General features: G+C 71.5%; 19 protein-coding genes, 1 tRNA gene and 1 pseudogene. 3 read left to right on the forward strand and 18 right to left on the reverse strand.

The annotated features are described in order from the left end of the window. The first annotated feature begins 51 nt into the window (after window positions 1-51). A complete protein-coding gene (locus tag OG352_RS16555) occupies window positions 52-933 on the forward strand; it encodes a glycine betaine ABC transporter substrate-binding protein (RefSeq protein ID WP_329223857.1) in 882 nt (293 codons plus the stop codon). Window positions 934-964: 31 nt separating this feature from the next. Here the strand turns inward: OG352_RS16555 and OG352_RS16560 are convergent, their stop codons facing one another. The 6 genes and pseudogenes from OG352_RS16560 to OG352_RS16585 all read right to left on the reverse strand — a co-directional run. Continuing rightward, window positions 965-1,756, reverse strand: a complete 792-nt coding sequence (locus OG352_RS16560; RefSeq protein ID WP_329217795.1) for a S16 family serine protease — start codon at window positions 1,754-1,756, stop codon at window positions 965-967. 285 nt (window positions 1,757-2,041) lie between these two features. After that, window positions 2,042-2,683, reverse strand: a complete 642-nt coding sequence (locus OG352_RS16565) for an IclR family transcriptional regulator (RefSeq protein ID WP_329217796.1) — start codon at window positions 2,681-2,683, stop codon at window positions 2,042-2,044. A gap of 346 nt (window positions 2,684-3,029) precedes the next feature. Continuing rightward, complete coding sequence (locus OG352_RS16570) at window positions 3,030-4,829, reverse strand: DEAD/DEAH box helicase (RefSeq protein WP_329217798.1); 1,800 nt, start codon at window positions 4,827-4,829, stop codon at window positions 3,030-3,032. A gap of 260 nt (window positions 4,830-5,089) precedes the next feature. Further along, window positions 5,090-5,512 carry a type II toxin-antitoxin system death-on-curing family toxin gene (locus OG352_RS16575; RefSeq protein WP_329217799.1) on the reverse strand — a complete coding sequence of 141 codons (423 nt, stop codon included), beginning with the start codon at window positions 5,510-5,512 and terminating at the stop codon, window positions 5,090-5,092. Next, window positions 5,509-5,724, reverse strand: coding sequence for a hypothetical protein (locus tag OG352_RS16580; protein WP_329217800.1), 216 nt, complete (start codon window positions 5,722-5,724; stop codon window positions 5,509-5,511). The genes OG352_RS16575 and OG352_RS16580 overlap by 4 nt, the downstream gene beginning before the upstream one ends. 69 nt (window positions 5,725-5,793) lie before the next feature. Further along, window positions 5,794-6,021, reverse strand: a pseudogene (locus OG352_RS16585) (MFS transporter); the annotation flags it as partial. Window positions 6,022-6,154: 133 nt separating this feature from the next. Here OG352_RS16585 and OG352_RS16590 point away from each other — a divergent pair. After that, window positions 6,155-6,226: transfer RNA gene (locus tag OG352_RS16590), tRNA-Cys, on the forward strand. Between the two features lie 388 nt (window positions 6,227-6,614). Here the strand turns inward: OG352_RS16590 and OG352_RS16595 are convergent. From OG352_RS16595 to OG352_RS16640, 10 genes are all read right to left on the reverse strand, one after another. Then, window positions 6,615-7,049: a hypothetical protein gene (locus OG352_RS16595; protein ID WP_329217801.1), complete on the reverse strand. Its 435-nt coding sequence runs from the start codon at window positions 7,047-7,049 to the stop codon at window positions 6,615-6,617. A 119-nt stretch (window positions 7,050-7,168) separates the two neighbouring features. Then, window positions 7,169-8,437: an SUKH-4 family immunity protein gene (locus OG352_RS16600; RefSeq protein WP_329217802.1), complete on the reverse strand. Its 1,269-nt coding sequence runs from the start codon at window positions 8,435-8,437 to the stop codon at window positions 7,169-7,171. A gap of 106 nt (window positions 8,438-8,543) precedes the next feature. Continuing rightward, window positions 8,544-8,666: a hypothetical protein gene (locus OG352_RS16605; protein ID WP_329217803.1), complete on the reverse strand. Its 123-nt coding sequence runs from the start codon at window positions 8,664-8,666 to the stop codon at window positions 8,544-8,546. Next, complete coding sequence (locus tag OG352_RS16610) at window positions 8,663-10,984, reverse strand: xanthine dehydrogenase family protein molybdopterin-binding subunit (RefSeq protein ID WP_329217804.1); 2,322 nt, start codon at window positions 10,982-10,984, stop codon at window positions 8,663-8,665. Before OG352_RS16610 ends, OG352_RS16605 begins: the two co-directional genes overlap by 4 nt. Next, complete coding sequence (locus OG352_RS16615) at window positions 10,981-12,711, reverse strand: 2Fe-2S iron-sulfur cluster-binding protein (protein WP_329217806.1); 1,731 nt, start codon at window positions 12,709-12,711, stop codon at window positions 10,981-10,983. Before OG352_RS16615 ends, OG352_RS16610 begins: the two co-directional genes overlap by 4 nt. Next, window positions 12,708-13,601: an FAD binding domain-containing protein gene (locus OG352_RS16620; RefSeq protein WP_329217807.1), complete on the reverse strand. Its 894-nt coding sequence runs from the start codon at window positions 13,599-13,601 to the stop codon at window positions 12,708-12,710. Before OG352_RS16620 ends, OG352_RS16615 begins: the two co-directional genes overlap by 4 nt. A gap of 262 nt (window positions 13,602-13,863) precedes the next feature. Beyond that, complete coding sequence (locus OG352_RS16625; RefSeq protein WP_329217809.1) at window positions 13,864-15,495, reverse strand: beta-N-acetylhexosaminidase; 1,632 nt, start codon at window positions 15,493-15,495, stop codon at window positions 13,864-13,866. A gap of 2 nt (window positions 15,496-15,497) precedes the next feature. After that, the gene (locus OG352_RS16630) at window positions 15,498-16,313 is read right to left on the reverse strand and encodes a carbohydrate ABC transporter permease (RefSeq protein ID WP_443072289.1); all 816 of its coding nucleotides are present in this window, start codon (window positions 16,311-16,313) and stop codon (window positions 15,498-15,500) included. A gap of 198 nt (window positions 16,314-16,511) precedes the next feature. Further along, window positions 16,512-16,811, reverse strand: coding sequence for a DUF3039 domain-containing protein (locus OG352_RS16635; RefSeq protein ID WP_093772932.1), 300 nt, complete (start codon window positions 16,809-16,811; stop codon window positions 16,512-16,514). Between the two features lie 93 nt (window positions 16,812-16,904). Then, the gene (locus tag OG352_RS16640) at window positions 16,905-17,477 is read right to left on the reverse strand and encodes a YqgE/AlgH family protein (RefSeq protein ID WP_329217810.1); all 573 of its coding nucleotides are present in this window, start codon (window positions 17,475-17,477) and stop codon (window positions 16,905-16,907) included. A gap of 322 nt (window positions 17,478-17,799) precedes the next feature. Between OG352_RS16640 and murA the strand changes: the two genes are divergently transcribed. Then, window positions 17,800-19,146, forward strand: a complete 1,347-nt coding sequence (murA, locus tag OG352_RS16645) for a UDP-N-acetylglucosamine 1-carboxyvinyltransferase (RefSeq protein WP_329217812.1) — start codon at window positions 17,800-17,802, stop codon at window positions 19,144-19,146. A gap of 173 nt (window positions 19,147-19,319) precedes the next feature. Here murA and OG352_RS16650 read toward each other — a convergent pair whose 3' ends face one another. Both OG352_RS16650 and OG352_RS16655 read right to left on the reverse strand, forming a co-directional pair. Further along, entirely contained in the window at window positions 19,320-19,601 is a 282-nt protein-coding gene (locus OG352_RS16650) for an HU family DNA-binding protein (RefSeq protein WP_004000874.1), read from the reverse strand. A gap of 298 nt (window positions 19,602-19,899) precedes the next feature. Further along, window positions 19,900-21,318 carry an NAD-dependent malic enzyme gene (locus OG352_RS16655; RefSeq protein ID WP_329217813.1) on the reverse strand — a complete coding sequence of 473 codons (1,419 nt, stop codon included), beginning with the start codon at window positions 21,316-21,318 and terminating at the stop codon, window positions 19,900-19,902. Between the last annotated feature and the right edge of the window lie 345 nt (window positions 21,319-21,663).

Genomic DNA, 21,663 nt, shown 5'->3' on the forward strand with positions numbered 1-21,663 from the left:
GGGCTGGTGCTTCTGGCGGCGTCCGGCTGCGGACTGAGCAGCGGCTCCCCCATGGTCGACGACGTCTCCCCCGGCTCCATCGGGCAGGGCGAGCCGCTCGAGGGCGCTCAACTGACCGTGACGTCCAAGTCGTTCACCGAGAACCTCATCCTCGGCGCGATGATCGGCATCGCCTTCCAGGCGGCCGGCGCGGACGTGCTGGACCGCACCGGCATCCAGGGTTCCATCGGCAGCCGGGAGGCGGTCCGCAAGGGCGACGCCGACGCCATGTACGAGTACACGGGCACGGCGTGGATCACGTACATGGGCAACAGCGAGCCCGTCACCGACCCGCAGGCGCAGTGGCGGGCGGTCCGGGACGCCGACCTGAGGAACGGGGTGACCTGGCTGCCGCAGTCCCGGCTGGACAACACCTACGCGCTGGCCATGAACCAGGCCAACCACAAGAAGTACCGCACCAGGACGCTGTCGCAGGTGGCCGCGCTGTCGAAGTCGGACCCGAGCGCCGTAACACTGTGTGTGGAGGGCGAGTTCGCCAACCGGGCGGACGGGCTGCCGGGGATGGAGAAGGCGTACGGCATGAACGTGGCGTCGTCCCGGATCACGCAGATGGACACCGGGATCATCTACACCCAGGCGGCGAAAGGGAGTTGCGTCTACGGGGAGGTGTACACCACCGACGGCCGCATCAAGTCGATGAACCTGGTCGTGATGGACGACGACAAGGACTTCTTCCCCAACTACAACGCGGCCCCCGTGGTCAACTCCAAGGCGCTGAAGAGGTGGCCGGCGATCGCGGGCCTGCTGAACCCGATCACGAAGAAGCTCGACAACACGGTGGCACGGGAGCTGAACGCCAAGGTGGACGTCGAGGGGGAGGATCCGCATCAGGTGGCGCTGGAGTGGATGAAGGACGAGGGGTTCGTCAAGTAGCCCCCGCCGGAGGCCTCTTGGGGGACGTGGTTCAGCAGCTCGGTACCGAGCCCTTCCCCTTCTCCAGCGCTACGAGTGCGCTCACCGCGCCCTTGAGCGTGGTGACCGGGATCAGCCGCAGGCCCTTGGGCAGGTCGGTCTTCGCGTCGCCGCACTCGTCCTTCGGCACGAGGAACACCGTCGCCCCGTCGCGCCGGGCGGCCTGCGTCTTCAGGGCGACGCCGCCGACCGCGCCGACCTTGCCGTCGGCGTCGATGGTCCCGGTGCCGGCGATCGTGCGGCCGCCCGTGAGGTCGCCGCCGCCGCCGTCGCCGTCGAGCTTGTCGACGACGCCGAGCGAGAACAGCAGCCCCGCGCTGGGACCGCCCACGTCGGACAGTCTCAGCGTGACCTTGATGCCGTCGCCGGTCCGGTCGAGGTACTTCAGGGCGGCCTCGGCGGCGGCGTCCTGGGACTGCCGCATCTGCTCGGTGTTGTGCTGCTCGATCTCCTTGGTGCTCTCCCCGCTGGGGTACACGGAGTCGCGCGGCATGATCGCCTGGTCGGCGCGGAACCAGCCGTCGATCACATCGCCGAGCGAGACGTCCGCGTCGGGGCCGGTCGCCTCGATCGTCGTCATCCGCAACTGTCCGCTCGTGTCCCGGGTGGGCGCGCCGGAGACCGTGATGACCTGGTCGCCCTTGTTCTCGCCGAGGACGTTCGCCGTCATGCCCGGCTGCGCCACCGAGAACGGCAGCGGCGCGAAAGCGGCCATGGCGAGCAGCGCCACGAGGGGCAGGGCGCAGACGGTGAGGGCCTTGGGGCGTGAGAGACGAGAGAGCACGGGGTCAATGTAACCGCCGGGCCTGCGCAGACGACCGCGCAGGTACAGCCCACAGGCACAGCGCGCAGGCACAGCACAGGCACGCCGGGCCTGCGCAGACGACCGCGCAGGTACAGCCCACAGGCACGCCGACACAGCGCGCAGGTACAGGCAGCCTGCGGGCAGTCGTACCGCTTGGGTGCGTCACGGGCGAGCCGCTGGGGCGTCACGGGTGGGCGCGGGCGGCACCCGCCAAGCACCCCCGCGAGCGCCCGGCACCAGCCCACGGCACCCGCCCAGTGAACGTCAGCGCAGCGCCTCCGCCACCTCCCGCGCAGCGTCCAGCACCCGTGGTCCCACCCGCTCCGGCACCGCGTCCGCCAGCATCACCACGCCCACGCTCCCCTCGACGCCCGTCACCCCGAGCAACGGCGCCGCGGCCCCGCTCGCGCCCGCCTCCAGTTCCCCGTGCGTCAAGGTGTAGCCGGGCTGGTCCGGCAACTGCTGCCGGGCGGCGAGGATCGCCCGCCCCGCGGCACCCCGGTCCAGCGGGTGCCGGAACCCGGCCCGGTACGCCACGTGGTAGTCCGTCCAGGTCGGTTCGACGACGGCGACGGCGAGCGCCTCCGTGCCGTCCACCAGCGTCAGATGCGCGGTCGCCCCTATGTCCTCGGCCAGCGAGCGCAGCGCGGGCAGGGCGGCCTCCCGCACCAGCGGATGCACCTGGCGGCCGAGCCGCAGCACTCCGAGGCCGACCCGGGCTCGTCCGCCCAGGTCACGCCGTACGAGGGTGTGCTGCTCCAGGGTGGCGAGCAACCGGTACACGACGGTCCGGTTCACCCCCAGTTTGCTGGAAAGTTCGGTGACGGTCAGCCCGTGGTCGGTGTCGGCCAACAGCTTGAGAACCTTCAGTCCTCGATCGAGCGTCTGGGAGGTCTCCGCGGTCACGACTCCCACTCCTTAAGTGGTGAGGTCGGCAGGCCCCCATCGCGACGGATGCGTCACCGAGTCCCGTCGGCGACGCGCTACAGAGGCCGCCGATCGAAGACGGGCCCGGCGTGTCCGGGCCCAGTCGCTTCACGGCTGCGCTCCGCGGCGGCGCTGCCACGGGGCGTGTGCGTAGGCGGGACAGTAGCGAAGCAGGTTCGCTGAGCGGAAGGCTCCGTCCAGAATCCGGGCATGAGCCGGTACGGACTAACAGGATTTATCCCGATACGTACGGGGCGTGACAACGTTGTGCGCGCCCCCCGGAGCTCGCAGGACGCGGCCTCGCAGGGCACTGGACGTGCGGACGTCACTTCATCCGCGTGGCCCACTCCTGCACCTTGGCGATGCGCTGCCGCAACTGTCCCGCCGTCGCCTCCGCGCTCGGCGGTCCGCCGCACACGCGCCGCAGCTCGGTGTGGATCACGCCGTGCGGCTTGCCGCTCTGGTGGACGTACGCGCCGACCATCGTGTTGAGCTGCTTGCGCAGCTCCATCATCTCCTTGTGCGAGACGACCGGCCGCCGCTCGGCGGGCAGTTCCAGCAGGTCGGCGTCCTCGTCCGGCTTCTTCCTGCTGTGCGCGATCTGCTTGGCCTGCCGCTTCTGGAGCAGCATCTGCACCTGGTCGGGCTCCAGCAGCCCCGGGATGCCGAGGTAGTCCTGCTCCTCCTCGCTGCCCGGGTGGGCCTGCATGCCGAACTCGGCGCCGTTGTACATCACCCGGTCGAAGACGGCCTCGGACTCCAGCGCCTCGAAGGCGAACTGCTCCTGCTCGCCGGTGTCCTCGTCCTGCTCCTTGTTCGCCTCGTCCATCTCCTGCTCGGACTCGGCGTACGGATCCTCCTCGCCCTCCTTCTTGGGCTTGTCGAGGGCGTGGTCGCGCTCGACCTCCATCTCGTTGGCGAAGGTGAGCAGATCGGGCACGGTCGGCAGGAACACGGAGGCGGTCTCGCCGCGCCGCCTCGACCGCACGAAGCGCCCGACGGCCTGCGCGAAGAAGAGGGGCGTGGAGATGGTCGTCGCGTACACGCCGACGGCGAGGCGCGGCACGTCGACGCCCTCCGACACCATCCGCACCGCGACCATCCACCGGTCGTTGCTCGCGCTGAACTCGTCGATGCGGTTGGACGCGCCGTTGTCGTCGGACAGGACGAGGGTCGCCTTGTCGCCGGTGATCTCCCGGATCAGCTTCGCGTAGGCGCGGGCGGAGTCCTGGTCGGAGGCGATGACGAGCGCACCGGCGTCCGGGATGGCCTTCCTGACCTCGGTGAGCCGCCGGTCGGCGGCGCGCAGCACGCTCGGCATCCACTCGCCGCGCGGGTCGAGCGCGGTACGCCAGGCCTGGCTGATCGCGTCCTTGGTCATCGGCTCGCCGAGCCGCGCCGCGATCTCGTCGCCGGCCTTCGTCCGCCAGCGCATGTTGCCGCTGTAGGAGAGGAAGATGACGGGCCGCACGACGTTGTCGGCGAGCGCCGACCCGTACCCGTAGGTGTAGTCGGCCGACGACCGCCGGATCCCGTCGTTGCCCTCCTCGTACGTCACGAAGGGGATGGGGTTGGTGTCGGACCGGAACGGCGTACCGGTGAGCGCGAGACGGCGGGTGGCCGGCTCGAACGCCTCCAGGCACGCCTCGCCCCACGACTTGCTGTCACCGGCGTGGTGGATCTCGTCGAGGATGACGAGGGTCTTGCGCTGCTCGGACCGGTTGCGGTGCAGCATCGGCCGGACGCCGACGCCCGCGTACGTCACGGCGACCCCGTGGTAGTCCTTGCTCAGCGGTCCGGCGCTGTACTCGGGATCGAGCCTGATCCCTATCCTCGCGGCCGCTTCCGCCCACTGCTTCTTCAGGTGCTCGGTCGGCGCGACCACCGTCACCTGCTGCACGACGTGGTGGTGCAGCAGCCAGGAGGCGAGGGTCAGCGCGAACGTCGTCTTGCCGGCGCCGGGGGTGGCGACGGCGAGGAAGTCGCGCGGCTGCTCCTGGAGGTACCTCTCCATCGCCCCCTGCTGCCAGGCACGCAGCTTGCTGGCGGTGCCCCAGGGCGCGCGGCCGGGAAAGGCGGGCGACAGGTGGTGGGAGGACGTGGAGGTGGCGGCGGTGGTAGTCACGGTCTCCGGGTTCGTGGTCGAAATCAGAGGGGCCGCGCGAAGCGCGTCGGACAGGGCTGTGGTGGGTGACGGGCGGGCGGCTCAGCTGTATGGAGCTGTACAGGGCGTACGGGGCTGTGTGGAGCTGTGCGGGGCTGTGCGGGGCTGTGCGGGGCTGTGCAGGAAGGACTCGGCTGCGTATGACAACCGGGCCACCCTACCGGCGGCCCGACGGTGCCGATGGGCGAACGAGGCCGGGCAGCCGGTGGGTGGGACTCACGTCACAGCGCCCGCAGTCGCCGCGCGATCACCGCGACCTCGGACTCCGTACCGGACGCCACGTCGATGACCAGGTCGTACGCCGCGTCCTGGTCACAGGCGGCGAGATCCACACCGTGCAGCGCGAGAAAGGTCGCGGTGGCCAGCCAGGCCGCGCGCTTGTTGCCGTCGACGAGGGGGTGGTTCGTGGCGATCGCGTGCAGGAGGGCGGCGGCCTGCTCGTGTAGGTCGTCGTACGCGGCCGTACCGAACATCCGGGCACGGGGCCGATGCACGGCGGACGCGAGCAGACCGGGCTCCCGCGCCTCAGGAGCCCGCCCCCCGAAGGCGATCCGCGCGATGTCGGCGACCTCGGCGAGGGTGAGATGCCGGGTGGGGTGAGGGGCGGACCGAGGGGCGGGGCGGTTCCCGGGGGTGCGGCTCATTCCCCCAACCTCCGCAGCAGGCCGGCGTGGGCTCCCGCGAGCCGCTCGGCCACGGCCCGCACCCGCGCCTCCTCCACCCGCAGACCCGCCCGTACGGCGTCCAGCGCGACGTCCTCCGGCCGACGCCCGGTGGCGTCCGCGAGGTCGTCCAGGGCATGCCGGAGACCGGGGTCGAGGGGGAGGGCGAGGGCGAGGGAGGTGTCGGGCTGCATACGGCCGAGCGTAGGAGGCGGACGAGGTCACCGGCGAGGGGTTTTGACCCCGGGCTTCACCCGCACCCGGGTGCCGGCCCCCCAAGCCCCGAACAACGCGACGGACGGCAGTCCCCGGGCCGCCCGCCACGTCCCGCGCGGCAACAGCCCGAGCACGGCGGGCACGAGCAACGCGACACCGACCGCACCCGGCAGCAACGCGACCGGCCGCAGATCCTGGGCGGCGTACTGCAGCAGCCCGGCACCGAGGCCAGAAGTCGGTTCCCCGACGGTCCGCCGGTCGTACGCCCACGCACCGCCTTCCCCGTTTCATGAACGCGGTATGGCAGTCCCATTGCAGCCCGCCCCGCCCCCTTGAACCCCACCTCACCCCACCCATACGGTCAAAGCACCAAGTCCGGACGGGAACTCCAACTCCCCACCCCGACCTGGCCGTGTGCCCGAGTGGTTTAGGGGCTCGCCTGCAAAGCGAGTTACGTGGGTTCAATTCCCGCCACGGCCTCTGTAGCTGGTCTGACCAGCGGACGTGACCACTGGGACCTCTGGGTCTGAAGACTCCCCCAGCCGCCTGCTCCCCCGTGTCAGATGACAGGGGTTTACCGGGTCTTCGAGCTTGGGCAGTGCGGCTCTCTGTCGGGTGCCTGCCCCGGGGGGCCGCACAGGAAGGTGACACTTCGGTGCGGGAGTGTCACATTTCCGCACCTCACCTATCGGGGACGCGGCGTGCCCGCGCACCGCTCAACTTCGAAGAACCGGCTCACCCCCTGCCCACGACCGATCTGCACTATGCCAATGGCCGCATCCGCTGGACGCGCCAGTCCTGCTCCGCTCCGCCTGGGCGTGTCTGGAAGCCTGGCCGCCCGACAGGCGGCCGCACGCTTGAGAGCGCGTCAGCCTGCGGAGCAGAGCCCGTCCGTCGGGCAGAACATGACCCAGGTGGAGTTGTAGCCGGTTCGTATGGTCGCGGGGTTCGGGGTGGGGCCGTCGTTCAGGTAGGAGCCTGTGTCGGGGGTGGCGGTGAAGGTGACCGTCGTTCCGATGTCGAAGGTCGCGGTGCAGGTGCCGGTCGGGTACGGCTGGGGTTCGTTCGATGCGTACGGGTCCCATGCCGACTGGTGGCAGTTGATTCCGGCGGGCTGGCTGGTGATGGTGCCGCCGCCCCAGCCGTCGCTGACCCACGCGGACAGTTGAGCGGTGGACTGAGCCTGGACCGGGGTGACTGAGGCGATCGCGGCGGCCGTGGCGAGTGCGGTGACGACTCCCGTCACGCGCCAGGCGCCGTTCCTGTTCTTCCTCTGCTTCCGCTGTTTCCTCTGTCTTCTCATGGGTGGCTCCCTTGGAGCGAACCGTGTCGACCCCCTGCGACCAGCCTATTCGCCCCCTCGGGAGTGTGCTACGGGACGGGTACCCGGTCGGCGTCGGCTCTCCCCGGTGGGCAATACAGCTAGGCGCACAGGCCGCCGCCCGCCTCGTCCTCGAACATGCCCGGCCAGTAGCGCAGGCCGTCGTCCGTGGGGATGGTCGGGTTCGGGGTCGGGTCGCAGGCGACCGGGTCCACGGCGGCCAGGGTGCGGGACATCGCGTCGGCCAACTGGTCGTAGGCCGCGGTCAGTTCGTGTACCGCGTCCAGGGCGCGTTCGCGTCGTATCAGCCAGAGGGTGAACGCCAGGGTCGAGATGTCGGCGTTGAGGGGGCGCAGGGCGAGGTCCGGCTCGCTCCAGGTCAGGACCGCGCCCGTGGTGCCGTCGACGACCAGGCTGGTGTCCTCCAGGAGGTGGCCCAGGCGGATCAGGCGGTCGGCTTCGGCGGGGAGCCGGTGCTCGGTGCGGACGCCGCCGCGGTCGTCCGCGCCGTACTCGGCGAGGGTCTGGAGCGGCATGTCCGTCTCCAGGGAGAACCAGACGGCCTCCTCCGGCAGGCCCACCTCGCGCAGGAAGTCGCGGGTCGGGGCGTGCGTGAGGGCCTTCGGGAAGTCGACGTCCTCGAAGCGGACGACCTCGCCGGGGCCGAACTCCTCGTCCAGGAGGCGGACCGGCAGGTCCAGGGCCAGGCCGGACCGCGTGCCCGGGCCGGCCACCAGGGCGAGCGGGCGGATCACGGCGGCCAGCTTCCAGAAGAGGCCGGACCGATCGCCGTCCCCGCCCTTCACCGCATCCGCATCCTCCTTCGCCGCATCCCCCTCCGCGCTCTCCTCGAAGACCGCCAGCAACTGCCGCGTCGCCTCCTCCACCGCCTTCGGGCCGAGGCGGCCCGCGTAGGAGGCGAACTGGCCGCGCAGGGCCGCCAGTTCGTCCACCGCCGTCGCGCAGCGCACCAGCCTCTCCAGGGACGGGGCGAGCGGGCGGGTGTCCATCAGGTCGAGGCGGTCGTGCAGGAAGTACGTCGTGGAGATCTCGCCCGTCATGCCGTCCAGCAGGACCGACTCCCGCGACCGGCCGTCCGCGCCCAGGATGCCGCCTATCACCAGGCGGTCACGCAGCTCCGCCGCCAGGCGGCCGCCCGGGTCGCCCGTGGAGTCCGCGACCGTGCGCAGGCCGTCCGTGCGCAGCGCCTCGAACGTCAGCAGGCCGCCGTCGCCCGGCAGTCCCGGCAGGCCGGGGCCGGTGAGCCAGCGGCGCGTCGGCGCGTGCGTGACGTACGGGTCGAGCTGGTCCTCGGTGAAGGTGATCGTCGTGATCGTCGTCGTGCCGGTGGTGCTCCTGGTCGTGCTCATCGGGTCCCCCGTGCGGAAAGTTGCGTGCGCCGTCCCACTGCTTCGCAGCCTACGCGGCACCACTGACAACGCCCCGGCCCGTCAGATCACCTGACGTCACCTCACGTCACGTCAGGTACACGCCACCGAGTACCACGGCCACCGCCGCCAGCACGAACAGCACGATCCAGCCGATCAACTTGCCCACACTCGGCGGGGGTTCGTAGCTCTGGGGTTCCCGTTCGCTCATCGGTCCGTCACCACCGCCGCCTGGGGCCTTATCGGCAGGCGGTTCACCGGGCGGCCCGTCGCGGCGCGGACGGCGGAGGCGATCGCCGCCGGTGAGGTCACCACCGGGACCGCGCTGGCCGCCTTCGCGCCGAACGGGGCGACCACGTCGCGCTCCTCGACCAGTTTGACGATCCGGATGTCCGGGGTGTCCAGGGCCGTGGGCAGCGCGTAGCCGGTGAGGTCGGGGTGGCGGATCAGGCCGCGCGGTGTGCGGAGGTTCTCGGTGAGCGCGATGCCGACGCCCTGCGTCACGCCGGCCTCGATGCGGGCGACGAGCTGCGCCGGGTTCAGGATCCGGCCGACGTCCTGGGCGATGGCGAGTTCGACGACCCGCACCGAGCCGAGTTCGATGTCCACGTCCACCACCGCGCGGATCGCGCAGAAGGCCAGGCCCACGAAGGCGTCGCCCTGGCCGGCCCCGTCCAGCGGCTCGGTCGGGTGCGGGCGGCACTGGGCCGTCGCCCACAGCTCCTTGCCGTGCAGCTCCTCCGTGACGGTCGTCGACAGGACGCCGTCGTACGAGGTGATCTTGCCGTCGGTGATCTGGAGCAGCTCCGTGGACATGCCGAACTTGTGCGCCAGGGGCTGGAGGAGCTGGGTGCGGACCATCTTCGCCGCCCGCTCCACCGCGCCGCCGGACACCCAGGTGTGGCGGCCCCGGCAGCCGGGGCCGGCCGGGGGCTGGTCGGTGTCCACCGGGGCGACGTGCACCTCGTCGATGCCCAGCGTCTCCTGGACGATCTGGCGGGCCAGCGTGGTGAAGCCCTGGCCCGTCTCCACCGCCGCGCACAGGACCGTCGCGACGCCGTCCTGTACCTTCACGGTCGCCGTGGACACCTCGTCGGCGCCCTCCGCGCCCAGCATGTGCACCATGCCCAGGCCGTAGCCCACGCCCCGGCGCACCGCGCCCGGTTCGCCCGCGCCCTCGGGGCCGCCGGGCAGCAGCCAGTCCGCCTCGGGCGTGTCCTTGGGGAGCTCGGGGAGGGGGAACTCCTGGACGGCCTGGAGGAGTTCGGCGACGGGGGCCGGGCAGGTCACCGTCTGGCCGGTCGGCAGGACGTCCCCGGTCGCCATGACGTTGCGCAGCCGCAGCTCCGCCGGGTCGACGCCGAGTCTCTTCGCCAGCTTGTCCATCTGCGCCTCGTAGGCGGCGCACACCTGCATCGCGCCCTCGCCGCGCACATGGCCCGAGGGCGGGTTGTTCGTGCGTACCGCCCAGCCCTCGATGAAGGCGTTCGGGACGACGTAGGGGCCGCAGGCGAAGGAGACGGCGGCGGCCAGGGCCTCGGCGGAGGTGTCGGCGTAGGCGCCCGCGTCCAGCAGGATCTGCGCCTCGACCTTCACGAGCCGGCCGTCGGCGTCGGCGTGGTGGCGGTAGCGCAGGAGGGTGGGGTGCCGGTGGACGTGCCCGAGGAAGGACTCCTCGCGGGTGGCCGTCAGTTTCACCGGGCAGCCGGTCCTCAGGGCCAGCAGGCCCAGCGGGAGCTGGAAGCCCTGGTCCTCGCGGTCGGCCGTCGCGCCGGGCACCCCGGTGACGACGATCTTCACCTGGTCGGCTGTCAGGCCGTAGACGGCGGCGGCCGTGTCGCGGTCGCTGTGCGGGTCGGTGGAGGCGAGGTAGAGCTCCACGCCGCCGTCGGGACGGGGCACGGCGAGGCCGGCCTCGGCGCCGATCGGGGCGGGGTCGGCGCGGCCGATGCGGTACTGGCCCTCGACGACGACCTCGCCGGCCGCGGACGGGTCCCCGTGGTGCAGCGGGATGTGCCGGATCAGGTTGCCGTCGGGGTGCAGGGGCTCCGCCTCGAAGGCCTGCTCCGGGTCGATCACCGGGTCGAGTACCTCGTACTCGACGATGACGGCGGCGGCGGCCATCCGCGCGGTGTCCGGGTGGTCGGCGGCGACGGCGGCGATGGGCTCGCCGTGGTGGCGGACGACCTCGGAGGCGAACACCGGACGGTCGGCCTTGCCACGGCCGTGCAACGGGCGCCCGGGGACGTCCTCGTGGGTGACGACGGCCCGTACGCCGGGCATCTCCCGCGCGTGGGACGTGTCGATGGACACGATGCGCGCGTGCGCGTGCGGGGAGCGCAGCACGGCCGCCCACAGCAGGCCCTCGGCCCACAGGTCGGCCGCGTAGGGGAAGGTGCCCTCCGTCTTCGCGCGCGCGTCGGCGGGCTGCAGGGACGCACCGATGCCGTGCGGGATCGGCTCGGGGGCCTGGGCCGCCGCCATGGTGGTGGTCACGGTGGTCGTCGCGGTGGCTGCTTCGTTGCTCACGCCTGGCCTCCGTCCTGGCCCTGGCCGTACGCCGGGTCGTGCGGGTGGGGCTGTGCCGGGTTCTCGAACGCCGACGCGTGGATGCCGCCCGCGCCCGGACCCGCCTGGTGAGGGATACGCGCCTCGTCGCCGTCCGACTCGGCGTCGGCGGCGGCGTGCGCCTCGCGTTCGGCGACGACGTCCTGCACGGCCTGGAGCACGCCCCGGTAGCCGGAGCAGCGGCACAGGTTGCCGCACAGGGCCTGGCGGGCCTCCAGTTCCGACGGCGCCGGGTTGCCCTCCAGCAGGTCGTGCACGGTCATCGCCATGCCGGGCACGCAGAAGCCGCACTGCACGGCCCCGCACCTGGCGAGCGCCCGCTGCACGTCCGAGGGCTGCCCGTTGACGGCCAGGCCCTCGACGGTACGGATCTCGCTGCCGGCGGTGGTCACGGCGGGCACCAGGCAGGAGGCCACGAGACGGCCGTCCACCTGCACGTTGCAGGCCCCGCACTCGCCCTGCGAGCAGCCGTCCTTGGCGCCCGCGAGGCCGAGGCGCTCGCGCAGGACGTAGAGCAGCGACTCGCCGATCCAGGCGTCGGTGACGGGCCGTTCGGAGCCGTTGACGCGCAGCACGTAGGCGGCGAGGGGGTGTTCCTCGTGGAACGGGGGCGGGGTGTCCTCGGACGCCTCGACGGCGTCGGCGGCGTCGTCGTCGGACTGCGGGGCGACGACGTCGGCATCGGCGACCGCGGCGGCGTCGGGAGCCGTGTCCGCCGCAGGCTCCGGCGCCGGCTCCGTTTCCGGCTCGGGGTCCTGCGGGGCGTCGCCGAAGGGGTCCTCGTGCCCGGCCTCAGCGGGCTCGTGAGCGGCCTCGTGGGCGCGCTCCGGATCTCCTGAGGCCTCGGCGGCTCCTGCGAGCTCAGGGGCCTGCCCAGCGGCTTCCGCGGGGCCGTCCGGGGACACCGTGTACGCCTCGGCGGAGACCTCCGGGGCGAACGTCCCGGTGTGCCCGTGCTCCGCCCCGTGGTGGTCGGCGGGCGCGTGCTCCCGTGTGTGGCCGAACGCGGGCGTCTCCGTGGCCGCCTGTCGCACGGCCGGGTCGGCCTCGTCCGTGGGCGCGTCCATGGGCGGCGCCCATGCCTGGCCCGCCGTGCTCAGGTGGCCCGCCGTGGCCGTCGGGTCGGTCGCCCAGGGCGCGGGCGCGCCGCCGGGCAGGGTGGCCGGGGGCGTGCCGCCCCACTGCTCGACCAGGGCCGACGTGGTGAACTCGCCCGACTCGTCGGGCAGGTCGCCGCCCGCGACGGGGATCGACCACTGGCCCGTCACGTCGTGACCGGGAGCGGACCGCGGTGCGCCGGGGGCCGCCGAGGTGTCGTCGAAGGCCCACTGGCCGGTCGCGCCCGGCTGGTACGTGAACCGGTCGTCGCCCACCGTCTGCGGGGTGCCCTGCGGGGCCGGCCAGTCGCTGCCGCCGGCCGGGGCCGCCCAGGTTCCGCCGGTGTCCGGCTCGGGCGCCACAGCTATCTGCGGCGGCACGTAGCCGTGGCCCGGCGCGGCGAGCGGGGTGTCGCCGCGTCCGGCCAGGAGGGCGTCGATGCCGCCCTCGGGGAACTTCACGAAGGCGGTCGCGCCGTCGTCGTAGTCCCCCTGGGGCAGCGGGTCCCAGCGGCCGCCCTGCGGCGCCCCCTGGGCCTGCTCGGTCTCCTGGCCGTGGCCGTGGCCGCGTCCCTGCTGGTCGTCGGTCACGACAGCGCCCTCCCCAGTGCTCGTCGGGCCAGCGCGGCGACGGTGCGCCGCAGGTGCAGTACCGCGGGCGGAAGTTCCGGTACGGAGCCGTCCATGCCGGGCACCGGGTCGGGGATGCAGGCGGCGGCGACGTACTCCCCGAAGGCGGTCAGGGCCTCGGGGACGATCGTGCGGTTGTTGTCCCAGTCGATGAGCCGGGCGACCCACTGCTCGGCGTCCAGGGGGCGCAGCGGCATCGGCGCTATGGCGCCCACCGCGCACCGCACTCCGCGCCGGGCGGGGTCGAGGACCAGGGCCACGGAGGCGACCGCGCGGCCCGGCCCGGTGCGGCCGGTGGCCTTCAGGAAGACCTGCGGGGCGTGCAGCAGCGGCACGCGCACGTACCCGATGAGTTCGCCGCCGCGCAGCATCTCCATGCCGGCCAGCAGGTGCGACACCGGCATCTCCCGGCGGGCTCCGCCCGGGCCCGCGATGATCAGGGTCGCCTCCAGCGCGGCCAGCACGGGCAGCGCGTCGCCCGTGGGGGCGGCCGAGGCGATGTTGCCGCCCAGGGTGCCCGCGTTGCGGATCTGCGGCGGTCCCGCGGCGCGGGCGGCGGCGGCGAGCGCCGGGATGAGAGCGGCGAAGTCGGGGCGGCCCATGCGCGCGTGCGTGAGCCCGGCGCCGAGCAGCGCGTGGCCGTCCTGGTACTGCCAGCCGCGGATCTCGCTGATCCGGCCGAGGCCGACGAGCCCGGTGGGCCTGAGCTGTCCGGAGTTGACGGCGGCCATCAGATCGGTGCCACCGGCCACCGGTACGGCCGCGGGCATGGCCGCCAGCGCCGCCACGGCCTCGTCCAGTGTCGTGGGCAGCGTGACGGCCTGCGCCGCCTGCGGTGCGTGCGTGCTCAAAACCGGCTGCCCCTTCCCGCTGCCCCACCTGGTCCCACCTGTGCTGCCGTACGGTACGTGCTGACAGGGCGGACGTGGCAACTCTGGCACATCTTCGCAACACCCGAACGCGGGGGTCCGCTAGGAGGCATTCGCCCACCTCATCGCACCGATGGTCCGTTTTCGTACGGCATCACCGGTGCGCGCGAATTGCCACTCTTCGGTGATCCTGCCGGGGTTTATCCGTGACGTGCGCCCGGGTCACGGCGTGGGCCGGCCGGGACTACCGGTTCGGGGGCGGGCCGTCGATCGGGCGCCCGAGGACGCCGGGCCGCCGCTGCCACGGCCGGGGTCCGGACGGCGGGCGGTAGCCGACGCCCAGGGCGTCGAGGCGCGCGTAATGGGCCGTCATCCGCTCCTCGAAGCCGGCGAAGTCCCGTTCCGCCGGGGCGGGCAGGGCGCTCCACGCGACCTCGGCGAAGGCGGCGAGCCGGGGGAACGCCTGATAGTCGACGCGCGCGTGATCCTCCATCACCTCGGTCCACAGGTTGGCCTGCGTGCCGAGCACGTGCGCCGCCTCCCGGGGCGTCAACTCGGCGGGAACGGGCTCGAACCGGTAGACGTCCTCCAGGGTGCGCACGTAGCCGATCGGGACGGGCTCGTCCGTGCCGGGCGCCTGCCGGTGGTCCAGGTACACCTGCTGCTCGGGGCACATGACGACGTCGTGCCCCGCGCGCGCGGCGGCGATCCCGCCCGCGTACCCGCGCCAGGACGACACCGCCGCGCCCTCGGCGAGCCCGCCCTCCAGGATCTCGTCCCAGCCGATGAGCCGACGCCCGCGCGCGGAGAGCCACGTGTCGAAGTGGCCGATGAACCAGGACTGCAACTGGTCCTCGTCCGCGAGTCCGAGTTCCCGGATGCGGGCCTGTGCGGTGGGCGAGCGCCGCCACTGGTCCTTGGGGCATTCGTCGCCCCCGATGTGCACGAACTCCGAGGGGAAGAGATCGAGGACTTCCTCGAAGACCCCTTCGTAGAAGCGCAGGGTGTTGTCAGTGGGGGCGAGTACGTTCGGGTTGACGCCCCAGGTGTCCCAGACGGAGAGGGAGTTGGTGTCGGTGTCGACGACGTCGGTGTTGCCGAGTTCCGGATACGCGGCGATCGCGGCCTGCGAGTGTCCGGGTACGTCGATTTCGGGGACGACGGCGATATGCCGCTCGGCGGCGTACGCGACGATCTCCCGGATGTCGTCCTGGGTGTAGTAGCCACCGTGCGGCTTCTCGTCCCAGAGCGGTGAGGCGCGGTGACCGAATTTCGTGCGTGCGCGCCAGGAGCCGACCTCGGTCAGCCGGGGGTACCGCCTGATCTCGACGCGCCAGCCCTGATCGTCCGTCAGATGGAAGTGGAAGACGTTGAGTTTGTGCGCCGCCATCAGGTCCAGGTAGCGCAGGACGCCTTCCTTGGGCATGAAGTGCCGGGCCACGTCGAGCATGAGGCCGCGCCAGGGGAAACGGGGCGAGTCCTCGATCGTGACGTGCGGTACGGCCCAGGCGCGGTCGCGGTCGAGCGGGGCCCTGCGGTACGCGTCGGGGCCGAGGAGCTGCCGCAGCGTCTGGGCGCCCCGGAACACGCCGGCCGCGCTGCCGCCGACGACGAGGACGCCGGTCCCGTCGCTGACGAGGCGGTACTCCTCGGGGCCGAGGCCGGCATCCAGCCGGAGTCCGATTGCGCCGTCGCCGGCGTCGTCGGGCTCCCGCCCCTCGCGCAGCGGCAGGCCGGTGGCCTGCCACAGGACGGTGCGCAGCCAGTGACCGACGCCCTCCGTCCCGGGACCTGCGCAGAGCCGGGAGCGCGCCGTCAGCCGTACCTCGCCGGAACCGGCGACGACCCGGCGGGGCGCCGGAATCAGTGACGTCATGGTCAGTCCTTAACCGCGCCGCCCAGCCCGGAGACCAGTCGTCGCTGTACGAGTACGAAGAACACCAGGACCGGAATCGTCATCACCGTGGAGCCCGCCATCACGCCGCCCCAGTCCGGGTCGTCCGGCTTGTAGAAGACCAGGAGAGCCATCGGCAGGGTCGACCGGGAAGTGTCGCTGATGTTGAAGGACTTGGCGAAGAGGAAGTCGTTCCAGGCGGAGATGAAGGAAAACACGCTGGTGGCCACCAGCCCCGGCAGGACGAGCGGGAAATGGATCTGCCACAGAAAGCGGCCGCGGCTCGCCCCGTCGAGGTACGCGGCCTCCTCCAGCGCCTCCGGAACCGCTTTCACGAACCCGCGCAGCATCCAGATCGCGAAGGGCAGCGAGAAGGCGATGTGGGGCAGGATCAGCGACCCCAGGGTGTTCAACTGGCCGAGGTCCCGCATGAGGAAGAACAGGGGGATCGTCAGGGCCTCCACGGGCACCGTCTGAGCCACCAGGAACATGATCAGCAAGGTGGTCCGGAAGCGGAACCGGAATCGGGCCACGGCGGTCGCGGCGAGAAACGCGATCACTCCGGAGGCGATCACCACGGCGCCCGCCACGACAAGACTGTTGAGGAAGTAACGGCCGAATTCCTGCTGCCCGAACACCCGCCGGAAGGAATCCGGAGAGGGCGCGAGCGTCCACGGCCGCGGCTCGCCGGACTCGGTCTCCCCGGCCGGTTTGAAGGCGCTGAGCACCATCCAGTGGAGCGCTCCCTCCGAGCGAGCGTTGCGCCATGCGCAACGACTGTTTTGCTCTGCACAACACACCGGAGGCTAGGGACTACATGAACATGCCGACAAGAGGTCTCAACCACTCTGTGACCACCTGACGCACCCCGCGCAACGACAGAAGGCGTCAGAACGCGTCAGAAGACGCAAAAAAGCCCCCGAAGCGCGCCGGACGCGCCCCGAGGGCCCTGGAACACCGCTAAGAGCATCAGGGGAAGGCGGGAAGGGCCCGAAGGGCTACTTCTTGTCGCCGCCCTTGCCCTTGTCGTCGCCGCCCGCGCCCATGGACTCGAAGATCTCCTTGCACATCGGGCACACGGGATACTTCTTCGGGTCGCGGCCGGGCACCCAGACCTTGCCGCACAGCGCCACGACGGGCGTGCCGTCCAGGGCGCTCGCCATGATCTTGTCCTTCTGGACGTAGTGAGCGAAGCGCTCGTGGTCCCCGTCGCCGTGCGACACCTGCGGCGTCGGCTCCACGAGGGTCCCCGTCCCAGTGCCTCGCTGGGGCTGGGTCTCAGGCTCAAGAGTGCTCATGCTGTCCAGAGTACTGAAGCCGAGCAACGAAACTCACCCGCGTCGGAAGCTCGCAGACGTCGGAACCTCGCGGACGTCGGAAGCTCACCCGCGTCAGTTGAGCGAGGCGTCGTCCGGATACGTCGCCACCATCGCCAGTTCGCTGCGCTGCCGGCGCAGCACCTCGCGCCAGAGTCTCTCCGGGAACGGGCACGAGACGTCGCCGGGCTCGGAGTCGACCACGTACCAGGCGCCCTCCTCCAGCTCGTCCTGCAACTGGCCGGGGCCCCAGCCGGCGTATCCGGCGAAGATCCGGAGGGAGCCGAGGGCCGGGGCGAGGAGCTGCGGCGGGGCCTCCAGGTCGACGAGGCCGATCGCGCCGTGCACCCGCCGCCAGCCCAGCGGGGTGCCGTCGACGGCCGGGCCGCCCGGGATGACGGCGATCCCGAGGGCGGAGTCGAGGGACACCGGGCCGCCCTGGAAGACGACGCCGGGCTCGCCGGTGAAGTCCGCCCAGCCCTCCAGGATGTCGCTCACGCCCACCGGTGTGGGCCGGTTGAGGACGACGCCGAGGGAGCCCTTCTCGTCGTGGTCGAGAAGGAGCACCACCGCGCGGTCGAAGTTCGGGTCCGCCAGGACGGGCGTTGCCACGAGCAGCCGTCCTGTGAGCGAGGACACCTCGGTCATGCCAGACATGATCCCGCACATTCCCGGGAAGTGGGGAGCCAATGCGGGCAGGAGCTCGCATGGCAGGTCGGGCGCACGGGTGCGGTCACGGCGCGCGGACCGGCGGGACGGCCGACGGTGACCCCCTGTGCCCGCCGCAGAACCGTTCGTGTTGTGACAGGGCTATGACGATCCCGGGTCGCCCGCGGGCTTACGGGACAGGGGGCGACGGCGATTACTCTGTCTCATCTGGCCCCTGCCCCGACCCGAGGCCGACTCAAGGCCGACCCGAGGCCGACTCAAGGCCCGCTGCCCCATCCACCATCCATGGAACGCGAGATACATGACCGTCAACGGCTCTGACGACGTACTGCTTGTCCACGGCGGAACCCCGCTCGAGGGCGAGATCCGTGTCCGCGGTGCGAAGAACCTCGTACCCAAGGCCATGGTCGCCGCCCTGCTGGGCAGTGAGCCGAGTCGGCTGCGCAACGTTCCGGACATTCGTGACGTGCGGGTCGTACGCGGCCTGCTGCAACTGCACGGGGTGACGGTCCGTCCGGGCGAGGAGCCGGGCGAGCTGGTGCTCGACCCGACCTACGTCGAGAGCGCCAACGTCGCCGACATCGACGCCCACGCGGGGTCGAGCCGTATCCCGATCCTCCTCTGCGGTCCGCTGCTGCACCGGCTGGGGCACGCCTTCATCCCCGGCCTCGGCGGCTGCGACATCGGCGGCCGGCCGATCGACTTCCACTTCGAGGTGCTGCGGCAGTTCGGCGCGAAGATCGAGAAGCGGGACGACGGTCAGTACCTGGAGGCCCCGCAGCGGCTGCGCGGCACGAAGATCGTGCTGCCGTACCCGTCCGTCGGCGCGACCGAGCAGGTGCTGCTGACGGCCGTCCTGGCCGAGGGCGTCACCGAGCTCGCGAACGCGGCCGTGGAGCCCGAGATCGAGGACCTCATCTGCGTCCTGCAGAAGATGGGCGCCATCATCGCGATGGACACCGACCGCACCATCCGCATCACCGGTGTGGACAAGCTCGGCGGCTACAACCACGCGGCCCTCTCGGACCGTCTGGAGGCCGCCTCCTGGGCGAGCGCGGCGCTGGCGACCGAGGGCAACATCTACGTCCGCGGCGCCCAGCAGCGCTCGATGATGACGTTCCTCAACACCTACCGCAAGGTGGGCGGCGCCTTCGAGATCGACGACGAGGGCATCCGCTTCTGGCACCCCGGCGGCCAGTTGAAGTCCATCGCGCTGGAGACGGACGTCCACCCCGGTTTCCAGACCGACTGGCAGCAGCCCCTGGTGGTCGCGCTCACCCAGGCGACGGGCCTGTCGATCATCCACGAGACGGTCTACGAGTCCCGCCTCGGCTTCACCTCCGCGCTCAACCAGATGGGCGCCCACATCCAGCTCTACCGCGAGTGCCTGGGCGGCTCGAACTGCCGCTTCGGCCAGCGCAACTTCCTCCACTCGGCGGTCGTCTCCGGCCCGACCAAGCTCCAGGGCGCCGACCTGGTCATCCCCGACCTGCGCGGCGGCTTCTCGTACCTGATCGCCGCCCTCGCGGCCCAGGGCACCTCCCGCGTCCACGGCATCGACCTCATCAACCGCGGCTACGAGAACTTCATGGAGAAGCTCGTCGAACTTGGCGCAAAGGTCGAACTACCGGGCAAGGCACTCGGCTAGAGCCACAAAACCCAGCCTGGTCGACAATCCAGCCCGGTGACAAATCCAGCCCGGCCGGCACAACCCAGCCCGGCCGGCGTTTGAGGCCATCGGTGAGCGAACCACGAGGGGGCGGCACCCGGATTCCGGGTGCCGCCCCCTCGCATTGCCAACGGCGCTCTCAAGCGGAGCGCTTACTTGCCCTTGGCCGCTTCCTTGAGCTTCGAGCCCGCGGAGACCTTGACGCTGTAGCCGGCCGGGATCTGGATCGGGTCGCCGGTCTGCGGGTTGCGCGCGGTGCGAGCGGCACGGTGGGTGCGCTCGAAGGTCAGGAAGCCGGGGATGGTGACCTTCTCGTCGCCCTTGGAGACGATGTCGCCGACGACCTCGGCGAACGCGGCCAGCACTGCGTCGGCGTCCTTGCGGGTCACCTCGGCGCGGTCGGCCAGCGCGGCCACCAGCTCACTGCGGTTCATGTTGTTACTCCCGTGTTCTTCTTGCCGTTGAGGCGTGCCACGCGGCGGAGCCGCCTGTGGGGCACAGCGAAGTCGTTGTGCTCGCGCCCAGGGACGCATCCTGCCCCTACCTGCGGCGGGAAAGCCAATCCGGCACCCGCTCGGAGTGGTGGGACAACCCTTGTGTGTCACGCCGGAGCGCTTAGCTCGGGCGCAACCCTAGAGGGCCGCGATCGGCGCGCCGTTCCGCGACGCGCCGTCACGGGGCCGTCGTGGCCATCCTCACAGCCGCACGGCCCCGCCGCTCACCCGTCAGAGCCTACGAGGCCGACGCGCCGACCGCCTTCGCGGCCTCCCGCACCGCGCCCGCCACCGCGCCCGCGACCTTGTCGTTGAAGACGCTCGGGATGATGTAGTTCGCGTTCAGCTCGTCGTCGCTCACGACCTCCGCCAGGGCCTTTGCAGCCGCCAGCATCATGTCGGTGTTGACCGTGCGGGACTGCGCGTCCAGCAGGCCCCGGAAGACACCCGGGAAGACCAGCACGTTGTTGATCTGGTTGGGGAAGTCGGAGCGGCCGGTGGCCACGACCGCGGCCGTCTGGCGGGCGATCGCCGGGTCCACCTCGGGGTCCGGGTTCGCGAGTGCGAACACGATCGCGTCGTCGGCCATCGCGGCGACGTCGGTGCCGTCGATGACGTTCGGGGCGGAGACGCCGATGAAGACGTCCGCGCCGCGCACGGCCTCCTTCAGGGTGCCGGTGAGGCTCTCGGGGTTGGTGTTGTCGGCGATCCAGCGCAGCGCCGAGTCCGGGGCCGCGTCGACGAGGTCCTCGCGGTCCGCGTGGACGACGCCGTGGATGTCGGCGACGACCGCGTTCTTCACGCCGGCCGCGATCAGCAGCTTGAGGATGGCCGTGCCGGCGGCGCCGGCGCCGGACATGACGACCCGGACGTCCCCGACGCCCTTGCCCACGACACGCAGGGCGTTCGTGAGGGAGGCCAGGACGACGATCGCGGTGCCGTGCTGGTCGTCGTGGAAGACGGGGATGTCGAGGGCCTCGCGCAGGCGGGCCTCGATCTCGAAGCAGCGCGGGGCCGAGATGTCCTCGAGGTTGATGCCCGCGAAGCCCGGGGCGATCGCCTTGACGATCTCGACGATCGCGTCGGTGTCCTGGGTGTCCAGGCACAGCGGCCAGGCGTCGATGCCGGCGAACCGCTTGAAGAGGGCCGCCTTGCCCTCCATCACGGGGAGGGCGGCCATGGGGCCGATGTTGCCCAGGCCCAGCACGGCCGAGCCGTCCGTCACGACCGCAACGGAGTTGCGCTTGATGGTGAGACGGCGGGCGTCCTCGGGGTTCTCGGCGATCGCCATGCAGACGCGGGCCACACCCGGCGTGTAGATCATCGAGAGATCGTCACGGTTGCGGATGGGGTGCTTGGACTGCATCTCGATCTTGCCGCCGAGGTGCATCAGGAACGTACGGTCGGAGACCTTGCCGAGGGTGACGCCCTCGATGCCGCGCAGTTGCTCGACGATCTCGTCGGCGTGGGCGGTGGAGGTGGCCGCGATGGTGACGTCGATGCGGAGCTTCTCGTGCCCGGAGGCGGTGACGTCGAGGCCGGTGACCGAGCCTCCGTGGGACTCGACGGCTCCGGTGAGCTGGGAGACCGCGGTTCCGCTCGCGGGCACCTCCAGCCGGACCGTCATCGAGTAGGAGACGCTGGGCGCCGTTGCCATGGCCGACTTCCTCTGCACTGCTGGGTCGCGGGTTTGCGGTCCGATCGTCGCACCTACCCCCGAGTACGTGGTAGCCGCCCTGGTATTGCGGACGTTTTGTTCACGGGACGGGGAACAACTGCGACTTCGGAAAACGACTTCCACCATACGAGAGTTGATCGGCCAACGAAAGAGGCCCACGTCACTGATGTGACGTGGGCCTCTCTCACGTAGGTGACACCGACCCGCCATGCTCGCCTCGCGGCAAGTGGTCGCTCGTAGCGACGAAGGTTGGGCCCGGGGGCTTGGATCGAGCCGGTGTCACACCCAGGCTAACAAACGGATCCCCGAACGCCATTCCCGTCC

Source organism: Streptomyces sp. NBC_01485 (assembly GCF_036227125.1).
Taxonomy (GTDB): Bacteria; Actinomycetota; Actinomycetes; order Streptomycetales; family Streptomycetaceae; genus Streptomyces.